A 17,099-nucleotide genomic window follows, 5' to 3' on the forward strand; every position below is an offset into this window, starting at 1 on the left:
ACAATTTTGCCTTAGCTTAGCTCTAAATTCATGCAAAAAGGAGCGGCTATGAAAGTATTAGTTACGGGTGCTAGTGGGTTTATTGGTGGAGCGATTAAAGCAGCCTTGGAACGAGCTGGGCATATGGTTGTACCGATTGCTCGCCGCTATGGAGTCAATTTCAATGAAATGCTAGAGCCGAAGCAATGGATTCCATATTTGGCAGGTGTAGATGTGGTGATCAATGCGGTCGGCATTATTGCGGAAACTCGTGGGCAGTCATTTGAAAATCTGCATACCCGTGCACCCTTAGCATTATTTAAAGCGAGTGAGCAGCAAGGGGTTAAACGGGTTATCCAAATCTCTGCCCTTGGTGTTGAGCAGGCTTTTGTACCCTATCAGCAGAGTAAAAAGGCCGCCGATGAAGGTTTGCAAGCCTTAAACCTAGATTGGTTTGTGCTGCGGCCCTCTTTGGTTTATGGAGCCGGTGGCTCTAGTGATGCTATGTTTCGCCGCTTAGCGGCTTTACCCATCATTAGTTTGCCCGGTGGGGGGCAACAACGGATTCAGCCCGTGAATGTTAGCGATCTGGTGGCGACGGTGCTGCATTGTCTGACCGCAGAGCCTAGCAAACAAGTGATCAATGTCGTTGGCCCCAAAGAATATACTTTGGAAACTTGGCTACAAGCTTTGCGAGCGCAACAAGGGAAAAAGCCAGCGCTGACCCTTTCGATTCCTTGGTCTTTAATTATGCTGAGTGCAAAGCTTGGCCATAAGCTGATTCCTGTGCTGCATCCAGACAATATGCGCATGCTGGAAAAGGGTAACACCGCGGATGTCTCAGGTTTTAAGCAGTTTCTGGGGCGTATGCCGCTGGAGCTAGGGCAAGTTGCATGAGCTATCTTAGTCTCAAATATCTACATATTTTAAGCATGGTACTGCTGTTTGGTACGGGCTTAGGGAGTGCTTTTTATAAATGGATGGCGGATCGTAGCGGAAATCTTGCGCATATTGCAGTGATGAATCGACATGTGGTACTAGCTGATTGGCTCTTTACTACACCAACGATTATTTTTCAGCCCATTAGCGGTTTGTGGATGGTGTATCTCTTACATTATCCACTCACTACACCATGGATTATGTGGAGCTTAGTTTTGTATGGGGTAGCGGGCGTTTGTTGGCTACCTGTCGTTTGGTTGCAAATTCAAATGCGCCACTTGTCCGAGCAAGCTTTAGCCACACAGACCGATTTACCCGCTTTATATTGGCGTTATGCGCGCTATTGGTTTTGGCTAGGCGTACCAGCTTTTATTGCCATGCTGTTTATTGTGTTATTGATGGTGTTTAAATTTACGGGGGTAGCATAAGCGTGGCAGCAGTTTCTATTATGCAACAGGCTTTGGGGACACAATGGAGTGCCTTGGCTCCTGCTCTAAAAATGCATTACATGACAGCGGGTAATCGAGATGTAGGGGTACTCAGTATTGAATATCCCAAGTGGATGCAATGGCCCCTGAATTTTTTACGCTTATTCGGTACTTTGATTAATCAGCAAGCGCAACATACGCCGACACAGGTCAGCAAACGTATGCTTGGCGAACAACAGGTCTGGCAGCGTCGTGTCGAGTTACCCAAGCGAGTCCTAGCTTTTGATAGTGTTTGGCAGTATTGCGGTGGTAATGAGTTGATTGAGTACGTCAAACCTTACTTGGGCTTAAAAATGGCAGTTAAAGTACAAGAGGGTAAACTCTATTATGAGGGGCGTGCTTATATCTTGAAATTAGGCAGTTTACTGATTCCTATCCCTGAAGCTTTAGTCTTAGGGCATACCACGATTGAAGAAGTCGGGGTTGATGAACAACATTTCACGATGGATTTTCGCTTAAAGCATCCGCTGTTTGGGCAGGTTTATCGTTATTCGGGGCGTTTTCGTACCGAGGTCATGCCTTCTTAATAAATCCGTTGCCCTACTGTACTAGCTTGTTTAAACAGCTTCTTATGTGCAGCACTATTAATCAAGAAAGCATCACTCGGTAATTCTAGGCTGCTTAACAAGTGTTCTTGTAGCTTGTCTTGATTGAATATCCAGCCACGCACTTGAACTGCAATCACATACACCGGATAGTTCGGGAAATGCTCTAGCTCTTTTTGTGCAAGCCAAATAGCTTTGACTTTTTTCTGCTTGGCTAAGCTATCAAGTAGCATAGGTTTCAAGCTGGTAATAGCATGGATGCTAGGATCAATTAAGACATCGTTAGGATGCAGGTGTGCACGCTCTTGATGCGCTGCCGCCATCATATCGGTAGCCGCTTCTAAATGGAGTAACCAACGCCTACTTTGTTCTAGATCATTCTGTTTAGTATAAAAACGCCAAGCGGCTTCAGCCGCCGCTGGTTGCAGCTTGGGTTGCAACATGGCTTCTTCTAAATAGCTAATTCCCTGAGGATCATCACGCTCTAGGAGTAACTGTCCAATTGCTAAATCCGCTTCAGTATCTTCTGGGTGATATTCAGCGTATTTTTGATACAAGGGTAGAGCATCTTTTTCAGGTAAATATTTGGCGGTCAGTTCAGCTAATTGCCAACGTTCTTTAGGCGTTAAATCTTCGTATAAACGCATTCTTAACTGATTGACTGTTTCGCGTGCAAGTTTCGAGCGCTCATGTAATTCATCCCATTGAGCGCCATGTGTTTCGATCCATTCCCGATTAAAATGTTTAAGCACTTGCTCTAGTTCTGGCTCTAACCAAGTAATGGCTTTGGCTTCATGTACATAGTTTGCGGGCAGATTGTTGAATTTGAGTGCTTTCAAACGCTCCATTAAAGCCGGATGGGTATCGCTAGAGTCAGTTTTGCGACTTAAAGCGGCCCGTAAATAACGTTTAAAATCTTCATTATTCAGATTAGCTTGCTGATAGAACTGCCTAAGTAGACTGTAAATTTGGCTTTCAGCTTGGGCTTGTGTGTAAGGCCGCTCGAATAGTGGTTTCCAAAAATGCTGCTGGGTAAATTCGCCTAAGACGTTTAAGGAGACTAAAGCAGAAGCTGCTGCTTCGCGAGAACTGAGTTGGCTGGCAATGTAGTCTGCTTCATATTCGTTAGCACGCGCTAATACATAAGAGTAGCCTGCAAAGTAGGGCGCATACCAATTGAAAAATTTACTAATTAAACCCGTGCCTAAGGCATTAGCTTGCATGAAAGATTGGTTGATTTGCGTCCAGCTCTGGCGGAGTCGATAAATTTTTCCGGCAAATTTACTATGATTACCCGACAAATGTGCTAATTCATGGGCTAGTACCGAGCGTGCTTGTTGCACAGAGAGGGCGAGTAGTAATTCTAGGCCGATGATGAGCGTATTTTGAGTAGGGCCGATTAAACCCATGCGTGGTGTTTGTACCAGAGCTGCATTGAGTTCTGTATTAAGCAGGATCTGGTGAATCGGTGGAGTATTTAAAGTTTTGCTGATTTGATCCACTTCTTCCCAGATCTTAGGATACTGCTTGCGCTCTAGGCGGTAACCTTTTGGGCTAGGAATGCGGATTACAAGCGACCTGAACAAGATCCAAATTAAAGCGCAAACAACCAAAATCAATTTGGTTTTGAGCAGCAGCAAGAGCAAGGCAGAGCTAGTGAAGGCCAACCAAGCAGTGCCTCCCGCTAATAGCACTAAGCTGAAGAGCAGACCTAAAATCACTGCATAACCTAGATAGACTAGATGTTGCAGGCGACGTTTATAAGCGACTGGTTGCAGACGGAGTTCATGCTCAGCTTTGGCGACTAAGCTTTCAAAGTAGAGACGCTGTTCGGTTGTTGTTTTCATTGGGGCTAGGGTAGCGAAATCTCTGTTTAGCCTAACAAACTGCTGAGCTTGTTGATGCTTTTTCCGATTGATGGCTAGTTCCAGCACTGATTTAAAAGATTGCATAGCAGGCTTTTCAAACTGTGGACTTCTTTAGCAAAGAACCTAGCTGTGCTAGTATGCGCGCGCATTGCAGTTCACAACAGGTTCAGCCTCCCACTATGGCACGATACATATTTATTACTGGCGGTGTCGTTTCTTCCCTTGGCAAAGGCATCGCAGCCGCCTCTCTTGGTGCAATCCTCGAAGCGCGTGGCCTCAAGGTCACGATGATGAAACTAGACCCCTATATTAACGTCGATCCCGGTACGATGAGCCCTTTTCAACATGGCGAGGTGTTCGTCACTAATGATGGCGCTGAGACCGATTTAGACTTAGGGCACTATGAGCGCTTTGTGGGATTTACCGCAACGCGCTACAACAATTTCACCACGGGTCGCATTTATGAAGCTGTGATTCGTAAAGAGCGCCAAGGTGAATACTTAGGCGCGACGGTGCAAGTCATCCCGCATATTACCGATGAGATTAAAAGCAGCGTGCGCGCGGGCGCGGGCGATGCGGATATTGCGATGGTCGAAATCGGTGGTACGGTTGGCGATATTGAATCTCTACCCTTTATGGAAGCGATTCGGCAGATGGGCGTGGAAGAAGGGCGCAACAATGCCTTATATATCCATTTAACCCTCTTGCCCTATGTGGCTGCGGCAGGTGAACTTAAAACCAAGCCCACGCAGCACTCCGTCAAGGAATTACGTTCGATAGGAATTCAGCCCGATATTTTGCTCTGTCGCAGTGAAAAAGCCTTGCCCGAAAATGAGCGCCGCAAGATAGCTCTTTTCACTAATGTCGAAGAGCGTGCTGTCATTTCAGCAATTGATGTCGATAATATCTACAAAATGCCCTTGTGGTTACACGCGCAGAAGCTAGACCGGATTGTGGTAGAGCGCTTTGGCTTAAGTAATCTGCCGGATGCGGATTTGACTGACTGGAAAAATGTCGTGAATGCGATGGAGTTTCCAGAAGCTGAAGTCAGCATTGCCATGGTGGGTAAATATGTTGATCTCACCGAATCCTATAAATCCTTAAATGAAGCCTTGCGTCATGCGGGGATTCAAACCCATACCAAAGTTAAAATTAATTACATCGACTCAGAAAAGCTGGAGTCGGATGAAGATTCGCCAGAGATGGATATTGTTAAAGCAGCCGATGCGATTTTAGTCCCCGGTGGCTTCGGCAAGCGTGGTGTGGAAGGCAAAATTCGTGCAGTTCAATACGCGCGTGAAAACAGAATACCTTATTTAGGGATTTGTTTAGGCATGCAGGTCGCGGTGATCGAATACGCGCGGCATTGTGCGAATCTTTTGGGGGCGCATAGTACTGAATTCGTGAAAGATACCGCGCATCCGGTGATTGGTTTAATTACCGAATGGCAAAATCAGGATGGTTCGGTGGAAACGCGTACTGAAACTTCGGACATGGGTGGAACCATGCGTTTAGGTGGGCAAACTTGTCATTTAGTCCCCGGTTCTTTGGCTAACAAGGCTTATGGGGCAAGTGATATTGTAGAGCGTCATCGCCATCGCTATGAATTTAATAATAATTATCGTAAGGTACTCGAAGAACACGGTTTAAGTTTTTCGGCGATGTCGGCGGATAGTAGCTTAGTGGAAATGATCGAATTAAAGGATCATCCATGGTTTTTGGCCTGTCAATTCCATCCAGAGTTTACGTCCCGTCCGCGTCAAGGCCATCCGTTATTTAGTAGCTTTATTCGTGCCGCCCGTGCTCAGCACGAAGCTAAAGGGGCTTAAGTATGCAAATCTGTGGATTTGAGGTCGGTTTAGAACAGCCTTTTTTTCTAATTTCTGGTCCCTGTTCGATTGAAGGTGACGGTTTAGCTTTAGAAACAGCACAAAAGCTGAAAGAAATCACGGTACGCTTAAAGATTCCTTTTATCTATAAGTCTTCGTTTGATAAAGCCAATCGCTCTTCGCATAACAGTCGGCGCGGTGTAGGAATTGAAGAGGGCTTGCGGATTTTGGAGCGAGTCAAGCGCGAAATTGGCGTGCCAGTTCTCACGGATGTGCATGAAGATACGCCGATGGATGAAGTAGCGAGTGTCGTTGACGTGTTACAAACGCCCGCATTTTTGTGTCGCCAAACGAATTTCATTCAAAGCGTGGCGCGTACCGGTAAGCCCGTAAATATCAAAAAAGGCCAATTCTTAGCACCTTGGGATATGACCAATGTGGTTGAGAAAGCGCGGGCTGTGGGTAATCAGCAGATTATGGTTTGTGAGCGTGGCTATACCTTTGGCTATAACAATTTAGTATCGGATATGCGTAGCCTTGCGATTATGCGCACGACCCATTGCCCCGTCGTATTTGATGCGACGCATTCAGTGCAGTTGCCGGGTGGACAGGGAAGTGTCTCCGGTGGTGAGCGTCAGCATGTACCGGTGTTAGCCCGAGCTGCGGTGGCGGTCGGGATTGCGGGTTTATTTATGGAATCGCATCCAGATCCTGCGAATGCTTGGAGTGACGGCCCGAATTCTTGGCCGCTCGATAAAATGGAAGCGCTGTTAGCATCTTTAGTCGAGCTGGATCAAGTGGTTAAAGCTAAACCATTCATTGAACAAACTTTGTAAATTTTCTAGGGATTAAGATCATGTCTGAAATCATCTCTGTATTAGCCCGTGAAGTGATCGACTCACGCGGCAATCCTACGGTTGAAGCCGATGTTAAATTAGCCAGCGGTGCGCTAGGACGTGCTGCAGTGCCATCCGGTGCTTCGACCGGCTCGCGTGAAGCTATTGAATTACGCGATGGTGGTTCACGCTATTTAGGCAAGGGCGTACAAAAAGCCGTTGCTAATGTGAATGGCGAAATTGCGGCAGCTTTAAAAGGTCATGAAGTCACTGATCAAGCGGGTATTGATCAAATCATGTTAGAGCTGGATGGCACTGAAAACAAAGCGCGTTTAGGTGCGAATGCTTTATTAGCGGTGTCGATGGCGGCTGCTCATGCGGGCGCGAAAGAGCAGGGCTTACCGCTGTACCAATACCTGAAAAAATCGGACACTTACAAGTTGCCCGTGCCAATGATGAATATCATCAATGGGGGTGCGCATGCGGATAATAGCGTTGATTTACAAGAATTTATGATTCTGCCGGTCACTGCACCTTCGATGGAAGAAGCGATTCGTTATGGTGCAGAAGTCTTCCATAATTTGAAATCGGTATTGAAAAAGCGGGGTTTAAACACGGCGGTGGGCGATGAAGGTGGTTTCGCACCGGATTTATCTTCCAATGAACAAGCGATTGAAGTTATTTTAGAAGCGATTAATAAAGCTGGCTTTAAAGTCGGTGAAGATATTTGGTTAGGCTTAGATGTAGCTAGCTCTGAATTCTATAAAGATGGTAAATACGTTTTAGAGTCCGAAAATCGCAGTTTCACCGCTGAAGGTTTCACCGAGTATTTACATAATTGGGTACGTCAATATCCGATTTTAAGTATTGAAGATGGCATGGCAGAAGGCGATTGGGCGGGCTGGAAACATCTGACGGATGTATTAGGCAGCAAAGTGCAAATCGTTGGTGATGATTTATTCGTAACCAATACCAAAATCCTGCAAGAAGGGATTGATAAAGGTATCGCTAACTCCATCCTGATTAAAGTAAACCAAATTGGTACTTTAACTGAGACCTTAGCCGCCATCCAAATGGCACATAATGCGGGTTATACCGCAGTCGTTTCGCATCGCTCCGGTGAAACGGAAGATTCAACAATTGCGGATATTGCAGTGGCAACGGGGGCAGGACAGATTAAAACCGGCTCTTTATCACGTTCAGATCGTATTGCGAAATACAATCAATTGCTGCGTATTTCGGGTGAATTGGGTAGCCGTGGCATTTATGCGGGTAAGTCAGCATTTAAGCAGTTTAACTAATTAAATTCGCTTTGAGTATTCATACAGGGCATCTGCGCAAGTGGTTGCCCTTTTTTATATCATATCAGCAGGGCTTCTAACACTAATTCCCGGTGTGTTCAGTACATGGGTATAAATCATCGTCGTCGACACATCTGAATGTCCCAACAACTCCTGCACCGTGCGAATGTCATAACCGGATTCGAGCAAATGGGTAGCAAACGAATGGCGGAACGTATGGCTGGTAGCGTGTTTGGTGATGCCCGCTTGTTTCACCGCCCGACGAATGATTTTCTGCAAACTGGTTTCATGCAGATGATGGCGACGCACCACCCCAGAGCGTGGGTCAGCAGCGACACCACTGGAAGGAAACACGTATTGCCAACGTAATTCTTTCGCCGCATTTTGGTATTTACGCCCCAAGGCATCAGGCAAGTACACTTCGCCAAACCCGTTTTTTAAATCCAGTTGGTGTTGACGCTCGACAAAATCGATTTGTTGTTTAAGCGCCTCTTTGAAACGTTCAGGCAATGGCACTATCCGATCTTTAAACCCTTTGGCATTGCGGATCAGCAGTTGGTTGTAATCAAAATCCACATCCAGAATCCGCAGGGTCACGCATTCCATGAGGCGTAAACCGCCACCGTAGAGCAGTCCGGTCATTAAATGATGCGTCCCTTGCAGGTGTTGGAATACGCGGCGTACTTCATCGCGGGACAGCACCACTGGCAATTTACGCAGGCGTTTTGAGCCGATAAAATCACCCAAATTATCCAGCGGCTTTTTCCAGACTTGGTTAAACAGGAACGCAAGCGCATTTAATGCCTGCTTTTGGGTAGAAACTGAAACATTGCGTTTAAGCACAAGGTATTCGAGGTATTGCTTGACTTCTTTACCCCCCAAATCATGCACATCATTGGGTTTATGGAAGTAAAAAAAGCGGGCAATCCAACCGCGATAGGTTTGCTCGGTGCGCATCGCGTAGTTTTTGAGGCGTACCACTTTGACCACTTCCGCTAATGCAGGTTGGTAACGTTGGTAAGGCTCATTGGAACAACGCTCTTCGCCCTCAGGCATTTCCAATTCTTCTAAACCTTCGAGGGCGTTTATGTAATCGCGGGCAACGGTGGCATGGTTGGCTTCTAACTTTTTCGCGGACGCTGACCAATATTCCCAATCGAAGTCGTTTGCCCAACTTTTTTTCAATGCCAGACAAAACAGAATCCGTATAGCATCGACGACTTGACCAAATTGCCAAGCCTTCAAGTTGACTTCACGCCCCACTTTGGTGAGAAATTCTTCTACTTGTTGGGGCTTATGGGTACGGATGTGATCGTCGGGAAAGTAGGCAATATACTGCTTAGTACGCAACACATACCACGTCACATACTTCTGAATAACACCTTGTTTAACAAGAAAAAGCGTGTAATTTTCCCAGAACTCATGGGAATACGTAGTTGCCGGTTCTACGGGGCTTCGTGTATGCTTCTTATCCATTAACATAAGCTGAATTTTGGGTGCACAATTTATGATAATGCCAGACTATGCGGAATTCTCCACGAACCAGATAGGCGGCGCGTGCGCAGAATTCAAGCGAAGGCTGGCTATTCTGATATTCCAGAACGCCGCCTAATAAACTGTTGGCCATAACAAGCCGCCGACAGTATCAACACTAAAAAAGAAGATTTAAATATGGGGTCATTTTATACACAAATTCTTGTTCGTGAGTCAAACGAAGCTCGTTGTGCAGAAGTCATGCACACTTTTCGTCGTTCAAGCGTCATTATCCCTGCACATAAAGGCATCACGGTTGTTTGTGATAAATTATCAGAAGATCAATCTTTTGATACACTTGATAGCGTAGCTATGACATTAAGCCATAAATTAAATACACCGACAGTTGCATTACTCAATAATGATGATGACTGGTTAGGCTTCAGATTTTTTGACAAAGGTGAGTTTGTTGGTAGCCTATTGATAGGGCATACAATTTTTTCCTTAAATGGCTCAATTAATATGCTCAAAAGATTCATAAATCCAAACGCATCAACTATAAAATTGTATTTGGTTTTTATAAAACCCTATCTTTTCCAGTTTCGACGCCATCGAGACATTGCGCAGATTCTTGATTTACCAGCACGTAGTGTTGGCATGGGTTATAAATACATTACCACTGATGACCATCCAGAAGATTACGATAAGTCAGATTTTATTAAAACATGATTACAATGTGCTAACGCGGGAAACAGCGTGCCAGATTCAAAGGCCGAAAAATTGGCCTTCCCGTTCGCTGATGCTCTGATAGGCCGTACCGCGTTCGCCGTGCCAGCCCACAAAAGTCGTGCGCTGATGCGTGATAAATTGTGCCAGACTGGCAGCCTGAAAATAGAACGGTTGCCCTTTGCCACAACAAAAATAGTTCTGTTCATTTACCAAAAACGGGGGCTTACCCAACTTTCACGGTGCGCTGATGCGTGACAGATCGTGCCTGCCCTGAGGTTTTAATGGAGCGAGAGCGCACCTTTTACAAACAAAGGTTGATTCGTCAAAGGCTTTAAATTATTGGCCAACAAGCCATTCGACGACGGACGCGGTGACAGACCGCAATTTTTAACAGCTTACTCCCCGCCGCGCCCGTCAATTACGACGTTAGCTTTAGAAACAAATAACCACCATGCCTACTGAAAAACAATGTTTTATTATTATGCCTTTCTCAGATACAAATAATTACGAGAAAGGCCATTTTAGACGAGTCTATGAATACATTATAAAACCAGCTTGCAAATTAGCTGACTTTGAACCAATAAGAGGAGACGACGTTACCAACTCAAATTATATTGTCATAGATATATTAAGAAAAATAATTAATAGTGACTTAGTAATTTGCGATTTAAGCAATAACAATCCGAATGTTTTATATGAACTTGGTTTAAGACAGGCTTTCAATAAGCCAGCAGTCTTAATAAAAGATAAAATTACAGACAAAATATTTGATATACAAGGCTTTAGATACCTAGAATATGATTCAAGCTTAAGAATTGACGAGGTTGAGAAGACAATTTCAAAACTTTCCGACTTCATTAAAAACACTCATGACAATAAAGATACTGAAATTAATTCAGTTGTTCAGATGCTTGGCATAGAACCAGCCACACTAAAAAACAAAGTTGAATTATCCGAAGAAAATAGCGTAATACTAAATGCAATAAACAACCTCTCAAAGAAAATAAATAAACTAGAAATCTCTAGTGACCTAAAAATAAATCATGTCAGATCAAATATTAATATTGGTAGATCAAGTGATATAAAAAATGAGAATGTTGATTTTTTAATAGGATCAGATTATTTCATAAACGGAGATTTCACTGGTAAATATATAGGGTTTAATCCAGAGAATAGCACACTAGAATTCAGCATTGGAGAGGAAGTTAAATCAATACAACTTCATTCAAGAGAATTTTATTTGATTGATGACATTCCTTTTTGATTAAAGACACATTAGAAAGCTAACAATTTATTCGACGACGGACGCGGTGACAGCCCGCGACTTCGCTCAACTGACTCCCCGCCGCGCCCGTCAATTACGACGTTAGCCTTTATACTTCCACTAAATTAAACCTTTAGCATTAGATTAAGATGAAAAAATATAAATATTTATTGATTTGCGATCGAAGAAATAATCTTATATATGGAGAATGCATTGAATGGGAGCTGAGTAAATTTGACAGGGATAATATAGACATTATAAGCGGCAAGCTAAAAAAGAAATATAAATATTACATCATGTCAATCAATGAGGAAATACATACCGTTAACAACCAAAATATTACATTTAGCTTGGGAGATGAAAAAATATTATTTACATTTTCTGAGAGTTTTCAAGATACTATATACTTATCAGATGATGAAGAGTTATATAATCCATTAATAGATCATTGCACAGATATTAATATTTATCTTAATGATAAAAAAAGTGAGCTACTAAACCTAGAATGGCTTAAGGAAAACAAATCACTGATTGATGATGTGGAAAAGAGATTTAATATAAATCTTGAAAAAAATCAAGAGCTTATAGGTTCTTTTTCTGTATACAATCCTATCAGATTACTAATAAAAATTAGATTCACTGACAAACCAAGAAAGAATGAAGACAAACTGCCAAAGTCTCTTCAAGTATCTATTCTCGATGAGTTCGACTTATATAAAGATACTTGTGCAAAAATTAATATATGGGATAAGGATGACATAATACAAACTGAATTTTTCAAGACTTCAGAGAAGATTTTTGATTTTATAGCAAAAGAATATCCACACAAAATTGAACTAATAATCATGGACAAAGATAGAAAAATATATAAAAGCAAACACGGCTTTGTACGAAGTATAAATTTTGATGTAAATATAATTGCTGGATCAGTTAGATTGGAAAATGGAAAAACAAAAAGTCTTATTCACAATACAAAACTTTCTGTAGGTTCTTGATAGTGTCCAAGTTAAGAGAAGCACTTAAAAAACGTAAAGATTCTCACGTCATACCATCTATATCGTGCATCCCCAGTATGCTAAGTGATACACCGTTAGAATATGCTGAGAGCTTATTCAATAAAATACTAGACAAAAATAAAGACACCGCCAAAATAAGCGTAATAGACCCATATGTTATTCCGAGCGATATGTATACTTTGGCAAGTTTTTTTGGAGGTTTTTCGAGCATCACTTTAGAAATAATATCTAAATTTGAAACGGTAAGTGCAGAGGAAAATAAAGAAGAGAGAAAAGAGAAGCTAAAAACAATATCTGGCCACTTAAGTAAAAATGGTTTATTTAAAGAAGTATCTTATTGTCATTCCACAGAAAAAATGCACGATAGATATTATATATTTTGGAAGGACAATAATGATAAAATCATAATATCAATAGGTGGATCAGTAGCTCAAAACTTCTTGACTCACACTAATATAATAGAAATAAAAGATAAATATTTGGAATTATGCATCGCAAAATATTATTTTTTACTTACGGAAAAAAAATGTTAAAGAAAAATTCTAGGTGCTTCACATGAATAACCAAAATGAAGATAAAATCGAAGTATCCGCTGCCATCTTACCTAGACATAGTGATGATGATGCCTCATGGATATTCAAGTCAAGAAAATATATATATCCATATGACCTTTTAGATGCTGCAAAAAAAATTTATCCTAATAAAGAAGAGTTTAAACCTTTAAGCCTCACTGAGTGGGATAAATAGTTTCACCCTGATGATACAGAAGAATTACGGGATATACTAATCACAATAAATTCTATATTTCCCGCTTTTACAGAAGAAAATATTAATGATTATTTAAAACATAACTCCACCAAACCTCTTGGGTTGGCACTTGCCATTGAAAATCGCTTACTTGATAAAGTGATTGCTTACGGAAATACGAATCAACTATTTCTATTTTTGGAAGAGTTTGATATAAACCAAGAAGAAATAAAATTATTAGAAAATAAAGACATAATTGATAAAATATCTGACAGAATAGTTGATAAAAATAAAGTCATGTATTCTCAGCTTGTTAGTAATTATTTGAGAATATTAGCTAAAAATCCAAACATAGAAGTTACGTCAGATTTCATAAAGAAATATATAGAACATGCTCATTTTTATGGGGATGCTCCAAATAAATTATTGCAGTATTTATTATTTACCCAAAAGAAACATCCTCGTTTTTCAGAAATACCTTCGCTTTTCTGGGATCCTTATACCAAATCCAGAAAATATTCTTCATGGCTTGAATCAATTCGGCGAATGGATGATATTTCCATGTATTACAAAAAAATTAAAGATGCGCAAATAGAGAATTTTCATGAAAACTTATTATATTTGAATTTATATCTGGAATTTAAAGAAGATTATAAAATTTGCTTTAAATTTCTGGGCTAACAATTATGTCGACGACGGACGCGGTGACAGCCCGCGACTTCGCCCAATTTACTCCCTGCCGCGCCCGTCACACATGACGTTGGGCGAGTTAAAAACCAATACACATCGCCAGACTCAAAGACCGAATAAAGATGATTTCGTCATGCGCTAACGCGGGAAACAACGTGCCAGATTCCAAGCCTGAAAATATTGGGTTTGGTGGCCGCGCTGATGCGCGGGAAAGTTTGTGCCTCGCCGCTTTCGTGCCAACCCAACAAAATCGTGCGCTGATGCGTGACAAAACGTGCCAGCCTGACAGACTGAAAATAGAGCGTTCATCCTTCGCTGATACAAAAGGTGGTTATGTTCGCTTGCCCAAAATGGTGCCAATCCAACAAAACTCTGCGCTGATGCGTGATGGACCGTGCCCGGCTGACAGCCTGAAAAAAGAACGTTTGCCCTTCGCTGATAATAAAAGTGCTTCGGTTCGTTCGCTAAAATTGGTGCCAAATCAACAAAACCCTGCGCTGATGCGTGATACAACGTGCCAGCCTGACGATCCGAAAAAAGAACGCTTACCCTTCGCTGATAGCACAACTGCTTCGGTTCATTGGCTAAAACTGGTGCCAACCCAACAAAACCGTGCGCTGATGCGTGGCAGATCGTGCTTACCCTACGGTTTTAATCGGTCGAGAGAGTGCCTTTTGCAAAAAAACGTCGATTCGTTAAAGGCTTCAAATAAAGGCCCAACAAGTGTTTCGACGACGGACGCGGTGACAGCCCGCGACTCCGCCCAACTTACTCCCAGCCGCGCCCGTCACACATGACGTTGGTTAGCAGAGTACAAGCTTTTAGCGCGTGGATGCCTTGGAAGAAACAGGGATATAGTCGGAACAAAAAATCAATGACTTACTGGTTATATTATAAGGATATTATAGATATGAACAGCTCTATAATACGACAGAAGGTCAATATTATATAAACCAACCCATTGATTATTTGTAAAAATAAACTGTATACTTATAAAGTAATATATAAAATTATAGGCGTGTAATATGTTCGATTTTTTGTATGGAATATTTTCAATTGGTGCTTTAATAGTTAAAGCTGTTTCCTTTTTTAGCTCTGCATTTGAAGTACATCCTAAACGAGGAGCCAATAGTAACAACATTTCTTCAAGAAAAAAACTCGACAACATAATCAACGTAAATAATGAAATAACTGATCTTGAGAGAAAAAATCATTTGATAAAAAGCTTAACCCACATGATGAAAACAACTTAAGTCAACTTTACAAATTAAGAGAAAATGAATTTGACATTTTTCAAGAACTAAAACAACAAGAAATTCTAACAGAATCAAGTAAAAATAAAGATAATTTGTTACCATATCAAATTGACAGTCAAACTCCTCACATTCTTGCTTGGCATACAGGTCAATTAGTACTAAAAAAACGTTGCAACAAATGTGGGAGACCAATGTTTATACAACATCGACAACGCATTAATGACGCTGAACTTCTTGGTATAAAAGATTTTTTTTGGTCTTGTATTGGATACTATAATACAGGAAACGCTAAATGCAATGGCTTAGAATGGTTAACAACAAAAGATATGTCTTTATTGCATAATAAAAATATAAATGAATTTCAGGTTACTAATCAAGAGCTTACTTTAATTTGTAATCAAAAAAGTATACAAAGAAATATCAACAGTAGAATTATTCAACATATCAAAGAACATGATGAACACATTCTTTGTCCTATTCATCACACTCCTATGATTCTTAGAGAGAAATATAATCATAATGATAATACACTAGACCGCTATTTTCTTGGTTGTACTAATTATCCTAGTTGTACTCAAATAGTTAAATTAAAGTCATGGTCTCAATTGGCTGGATATTTACACCGAACAGAAGGTGCTGGAATTCTTCAATAACCATAGGCTTTTATTTGAATAATTAAGAATAATGCTAACAAGCACATCGACGACGGACGCGGTGACAGCCCGCGATCCTTAATTTCTACTCCCCGCCGCGCCCGTCATGTTAGACGTTATGCAACCCAGAGACAAAAAAGTGTGCTAGATAAAATTATCTCCAAATTTAAAAGAAAAGAAGATTTAACATCATTAAACCATAAGTCATCAAAAGGAGAGTTAATTTATCATTACTGTAACTCCATAGCTTTTTGGTCAATTTGCACAAATAGATCAATGTGGTTATCGAGCATCTTTAATATGAATGATACAAAAGAATTAATATGGGGTAGAGATTTATTATTAGATATTCTAAAAAACAATAAAAAATTATTTCCTCAAGAATTTAGAATGTTTATAATTTTGAGTATATATAGTGTTGACGGCGACCTTTTACCATTAATAGCATCTTTTTCGAAAAATGATGACTTATTAAGTCAATGGAGAGCCTATGCTGACGACGCCAAAGGCTTTTCAATTGGGTTTTGCAAAAATACTATGTCAAACACTCTTCCGGTAAATATGAAGAATGTTTCCTACAATAAAAAAGAACAAGAAGAGTTAATATTCAATAGTCTTGTCATCTTTCATAAATGGTGGAAAAAAATTAAAGACAATAATTTATCAATTATGACAAACACTTTGTTAGAATTTTCAATGGACTTAGCTTCTCTCAAAAATCCGAGCTTTTATGAAGAACAAGAAGTTAGAGTAATTCACCTACTAACCAAAAACAAGGATAACAATACGTGGTTTGATGCTGGCGGGCATAATTCAAAAGAAGAGAGCATTCCTGGATTACCGGTACTGAGTCGCGTTTCTATGAGTAAAGATATTCCTTATATTAATATGCCACTCACTGACCAAAACAGCATTCAAAAAGTTATTCTTGGTTCTAAGAATCCAGAATCTATTGACAGTGTTAGAGAAAAATTAAACTCTCTAGGCTTAAGCCATGTATTAGTTGAAAAGTCTTTATCAACATATCAATAAAGGCATAACGAGTGGTTCGACGACGGACGCGGTGACAGCCCACGACTCCGACCATTCGACTCCCCGCCGCGCCCGTCAACCGAGACGTTGGCGGGTGCTATGATAAATAAGCATACCAAACTGAAAAATAGACAGAATATTTATGTTTTGCTGATACGAGAAAATTGATGAGGTTAAATTATGGCATTAGCTATTGATCATAGAGAAGAAATTGAAGTGTATGCTGGAAATCGTGGGCATATCTGTATTAAACAAAAAAGCTACAATGATGAATACATGACAATTATTGTCCATCCTGATGATATTCCTTCTCTGATCTACCATCTTAATCAAGAGTGTAAAGAAGCTCTCGCAATAAGAGAGGCAATAAAGTTAGAGCCACAAGAGAATCAATAAAATAGGGTCATGCACCAGAGGAGTTGAAGAGCCACTAAAGCGGTAGTAACTTAAGCGA

The 17,099-nt window shown here is 41.1% G+C and carries 19 protein-coding genes; 17 read left to right on the plus strand and 2 right to left on the minus strand.

The window, feature by feature from the left end:
- Positions 1-48 precede the first annotated feature (48 nt).
- The 3 genes from Q0307_RS17550 to Q0307_RS17560 are packed head-to-tail and all read left to right on the plus strand — an operon-like array spanning position 49 to position 1,933.
- A complete protein-coding gene (locus tag Q0307_RS17550; protein WP_298662424.1) occupies positions 49-876 on the plus strand; it encodes an NAD-dependent epimerase/dehydratase family protein in 828 nt (275 codons plus the stop codon).
- A complete protein-coding gene (locus Q0307_RS17555; RefSeq protein WP_298662425.1) occupies positions 873-1,346 on the plus strand; it encodes a DUF2269 domain-containing protein in 474 nt (157 codons plus the stop codon). The genes Q0307_RS17550 and Q0307_RS17555 overlap by 4 nt, the downstream gene beginning before the upstream one ends.
- A 2-nt stretch (positions 1,347-1,348) precedes the next feature.
- Positions 1,349-1,933: a DUF4166 domain-containing protein gene (locus Q0307_RS17560; RefSeq protein WP_298662426.1), complete on the plus strand. Its 585-nt coding sequence runs from the start codon at positions 1,349-1,351 to the stop codon at positions 1,931-1,933.
- Here the strand turns inward: Q0307_RS17560 and Q0307_RS17565 are convergent.
- Positions 1,930-3,903 carry a M48 family metallopeptidase gene (locus Q0307_RS17565; protein WP_298662427.1) on the minus strand — a complete coding sequence of 658 codons (1,974 nt, stop codon included), beginning with the start codon at positions 3,901-3,903 and terminating at the stop codon, positions 1,930-1,932. The two genes, Q0307_RS17560 and Q0307_RS17565, sit on opposite strands and share 4 nt — an antisense overlap.
- A 95-nt stretch (positions 3,904-3,998) precedes the next feature.
- Between Q0307_RS17565 and Q0307_RS17570 the strand changes: the two genes are divergently transcribed.
- Genes Q0307_RS17570 through eno form a run of 3 tightly spaced genes read left to right on the plus strand, consistent with a single transcriptional unit; the run spans position 3,999 to position 7,785 of the window.
- Positions 3,999-5,648, plus strand: coding sequence for a CTP synthase (locus Q0307_RS17570; protein WP_298662428.1), 1,650 nt, complete (start codon positions 3,999-4,001; stop codon positions 5,646-5,648).
- Positions 5,649-5,650: 2 nt separating this feature from the next.
- On the plus strand, positions 5,651-6,484 hold the full coding sequence (gene kdsA / locus Q0307_RS17575) for a 3-deoxy-8-phosphooctulonate synthase (RefSeq protein WP_298662429.1): 834 nt from the start codon (positions 5,651-5,653) through the stop codon (positions 6,482-6,484).
- 20 nt (positions 6,485-6,504) lie between these two features.
- Positions 6,505-7,785, plus strand: a complete 1,281-nt coding sequence (gene eno / locus Q0307_RS17580; RefSeq protein ID WP_298662432.1) for a phosphopyruvate hydratase — start codon at positions 6,505-6,507, stop codon at positions 7,783-7,785.
- Between the two features lie 54 nt (positions 7,786-7,839).
- Here the strand turns inward: eno and Q0307_RS17585 are convergent, their stop codons facing one another.
- Positions 7,840-9,267, minus strand: coding sequence for an integron integrase (locus tag Q0307_RS17585; protein WP_366936795.1), 1,428 nt, complete (start codon positions 9,265-9,267; stop codon positions 7,840-7,842).
- A gap of 189 nt (positions 9,268-9,456) precedes the next feature.
- Here Q0307_RS17585 and Q0307_RS17590 point away from each other — a divergent pair, with 189 nt between their 5' ends.
- From Q0307_RS17590 to Q0307_RS17640, 11 genes are all read left to right on the plus strand, one after another.
- Positions 9,457-9,987, plus strand: a complete 531-nt coding sequence (locus Q0307_RS17590) for a hypothetical protein (protein ID WP_298662433.1) — start codon at positions 9,457-9,459, stop codon at positions 9,985-9,987.
- A 451-nt stretch (positions 9,988-10,438) separates the two neighbouring features.
- Positions 10,439-11,251, plus strand: a complete 813-nt coding sequence (locus Q0307_RS17595; protein ID WP_298662434.1) for a hypothetical protein — start codon at positions 10,439-10,441, stop codon at positions 11,249-11,251.
- A gap of 149 nt (positions 11,252-11,400) precedes the next feature.
- Positions 11,401-12,246: a hypothetical protein gene (locus tag Q0307_RS17600; protein WP_298662436.1), complete on the plus strand. Its 846-nt coding sequence runs from the start codon at positions 11,401-11,403 to the stop codon at positions 12,244-12,246.
- Positions 12,247-12,323: 77 nt separating this feature from the next.
- A complete protein-coding gene (locus Q0307_RS17605) occupies positions 12,324-12,800 on the plus strand; it encodes a hypothetical protein (RefSeq protein WP_298662438.1) in 477 nt (158 codons plus the stop codon).
- Positions 12,801-12,822: 22 nt separating this feature from the next.
- Positions 12,823-13,014: a hypothetical protein gene (locus tag Q0307_RS17610; RefSeq protein WP_298662439.1), complete on the plus strand. Its 192-nt coding sequence runs from the start codon at positions 12,823-12,825 to the stop codon at positions 13,012-13,014.
- A 123-nt stretch (positions 13,015-13,137) separates the two neighbouring features.
- Positions 13,138-13,695, plus strand: a complete 558-nt coding sequence (locus tag Q0307_RS17615) for a hypothetical protein (RefSeq protein WP_298662441.1) — start codon at positions 13,138-13,140, stop codon at positions 13,693-13,695.
- A gap of 164 nt (positions 13,696-13,859) precedes the next feature.
- Positions 13,860-14,501 (plus strand): hypothetical protein, encoded by a 642-nt coding sequence (locus tag Q0307_RS17620; RefSeq protein ID WP_298662442.1) that lies wholly within the window; start codon positions 13,860-13,862, stop codon positions 14,499-14,501.
- A gap of 228 nt (positions 14,502-14,729) precedes the next feature.
- Positions 14,730-14,957, plus strand: a complete 228-nt coding sequence (locus tag Q0307_RS17625) for a hypothetical protein (protein ID WP_298662444.1) — start codon at positions 14,730-14,732, stop codon at positions 14,955-14,957.
- Positions 14,958-15,151: 194 nt separating this feature from the next.
- Positions 15,152-15,613 (plus strand): hypothetical protein, encoded by a 462-nt coding sequence (locus Q0307_RS17630; protein ID WP_298662446.1) that lies wholly within the window; start codon positions 15,152-15,154, stop codon positions 15,611-15,613.
- Between the two features lie 300 nt (positions 15,614-15,913).
- Positions 15,914-16,645, plus strand: coding sequence for a DUF2971 domain-containing protein (locus Q0307_RS17635; RefSeq protein WP_298662448.1), 732 nt, complete (start codon positions 15,914-15,916; stop codon positions 16,643-16,645).
- Between the two features lie 180 nt (positions 16,646-16,825).
- On the plus strand, positions 16,826-17,041 hold the full coding sequence (locus Q0307_RS17640) for a hypothetical protein (RefSeq protein WP_298662449.1): 216 nt from the start codon (positions 16,826-16,828) through the stop codon (positions 17,039-17,041).
- Positions 17,042-17,099 lie beyond the last annotated feature (58 nt).

It is taken from the genome of uncultured Thiothrix sp., from assembly GCF_937873765.1.
In the GTDB taxonomy this organism is placed as follows: domain Bacteria; phylum Pseudomonadota; class Gammaproteobacteria; order Thiotrichales; family Thiotrichaceae; genus Thiolinea.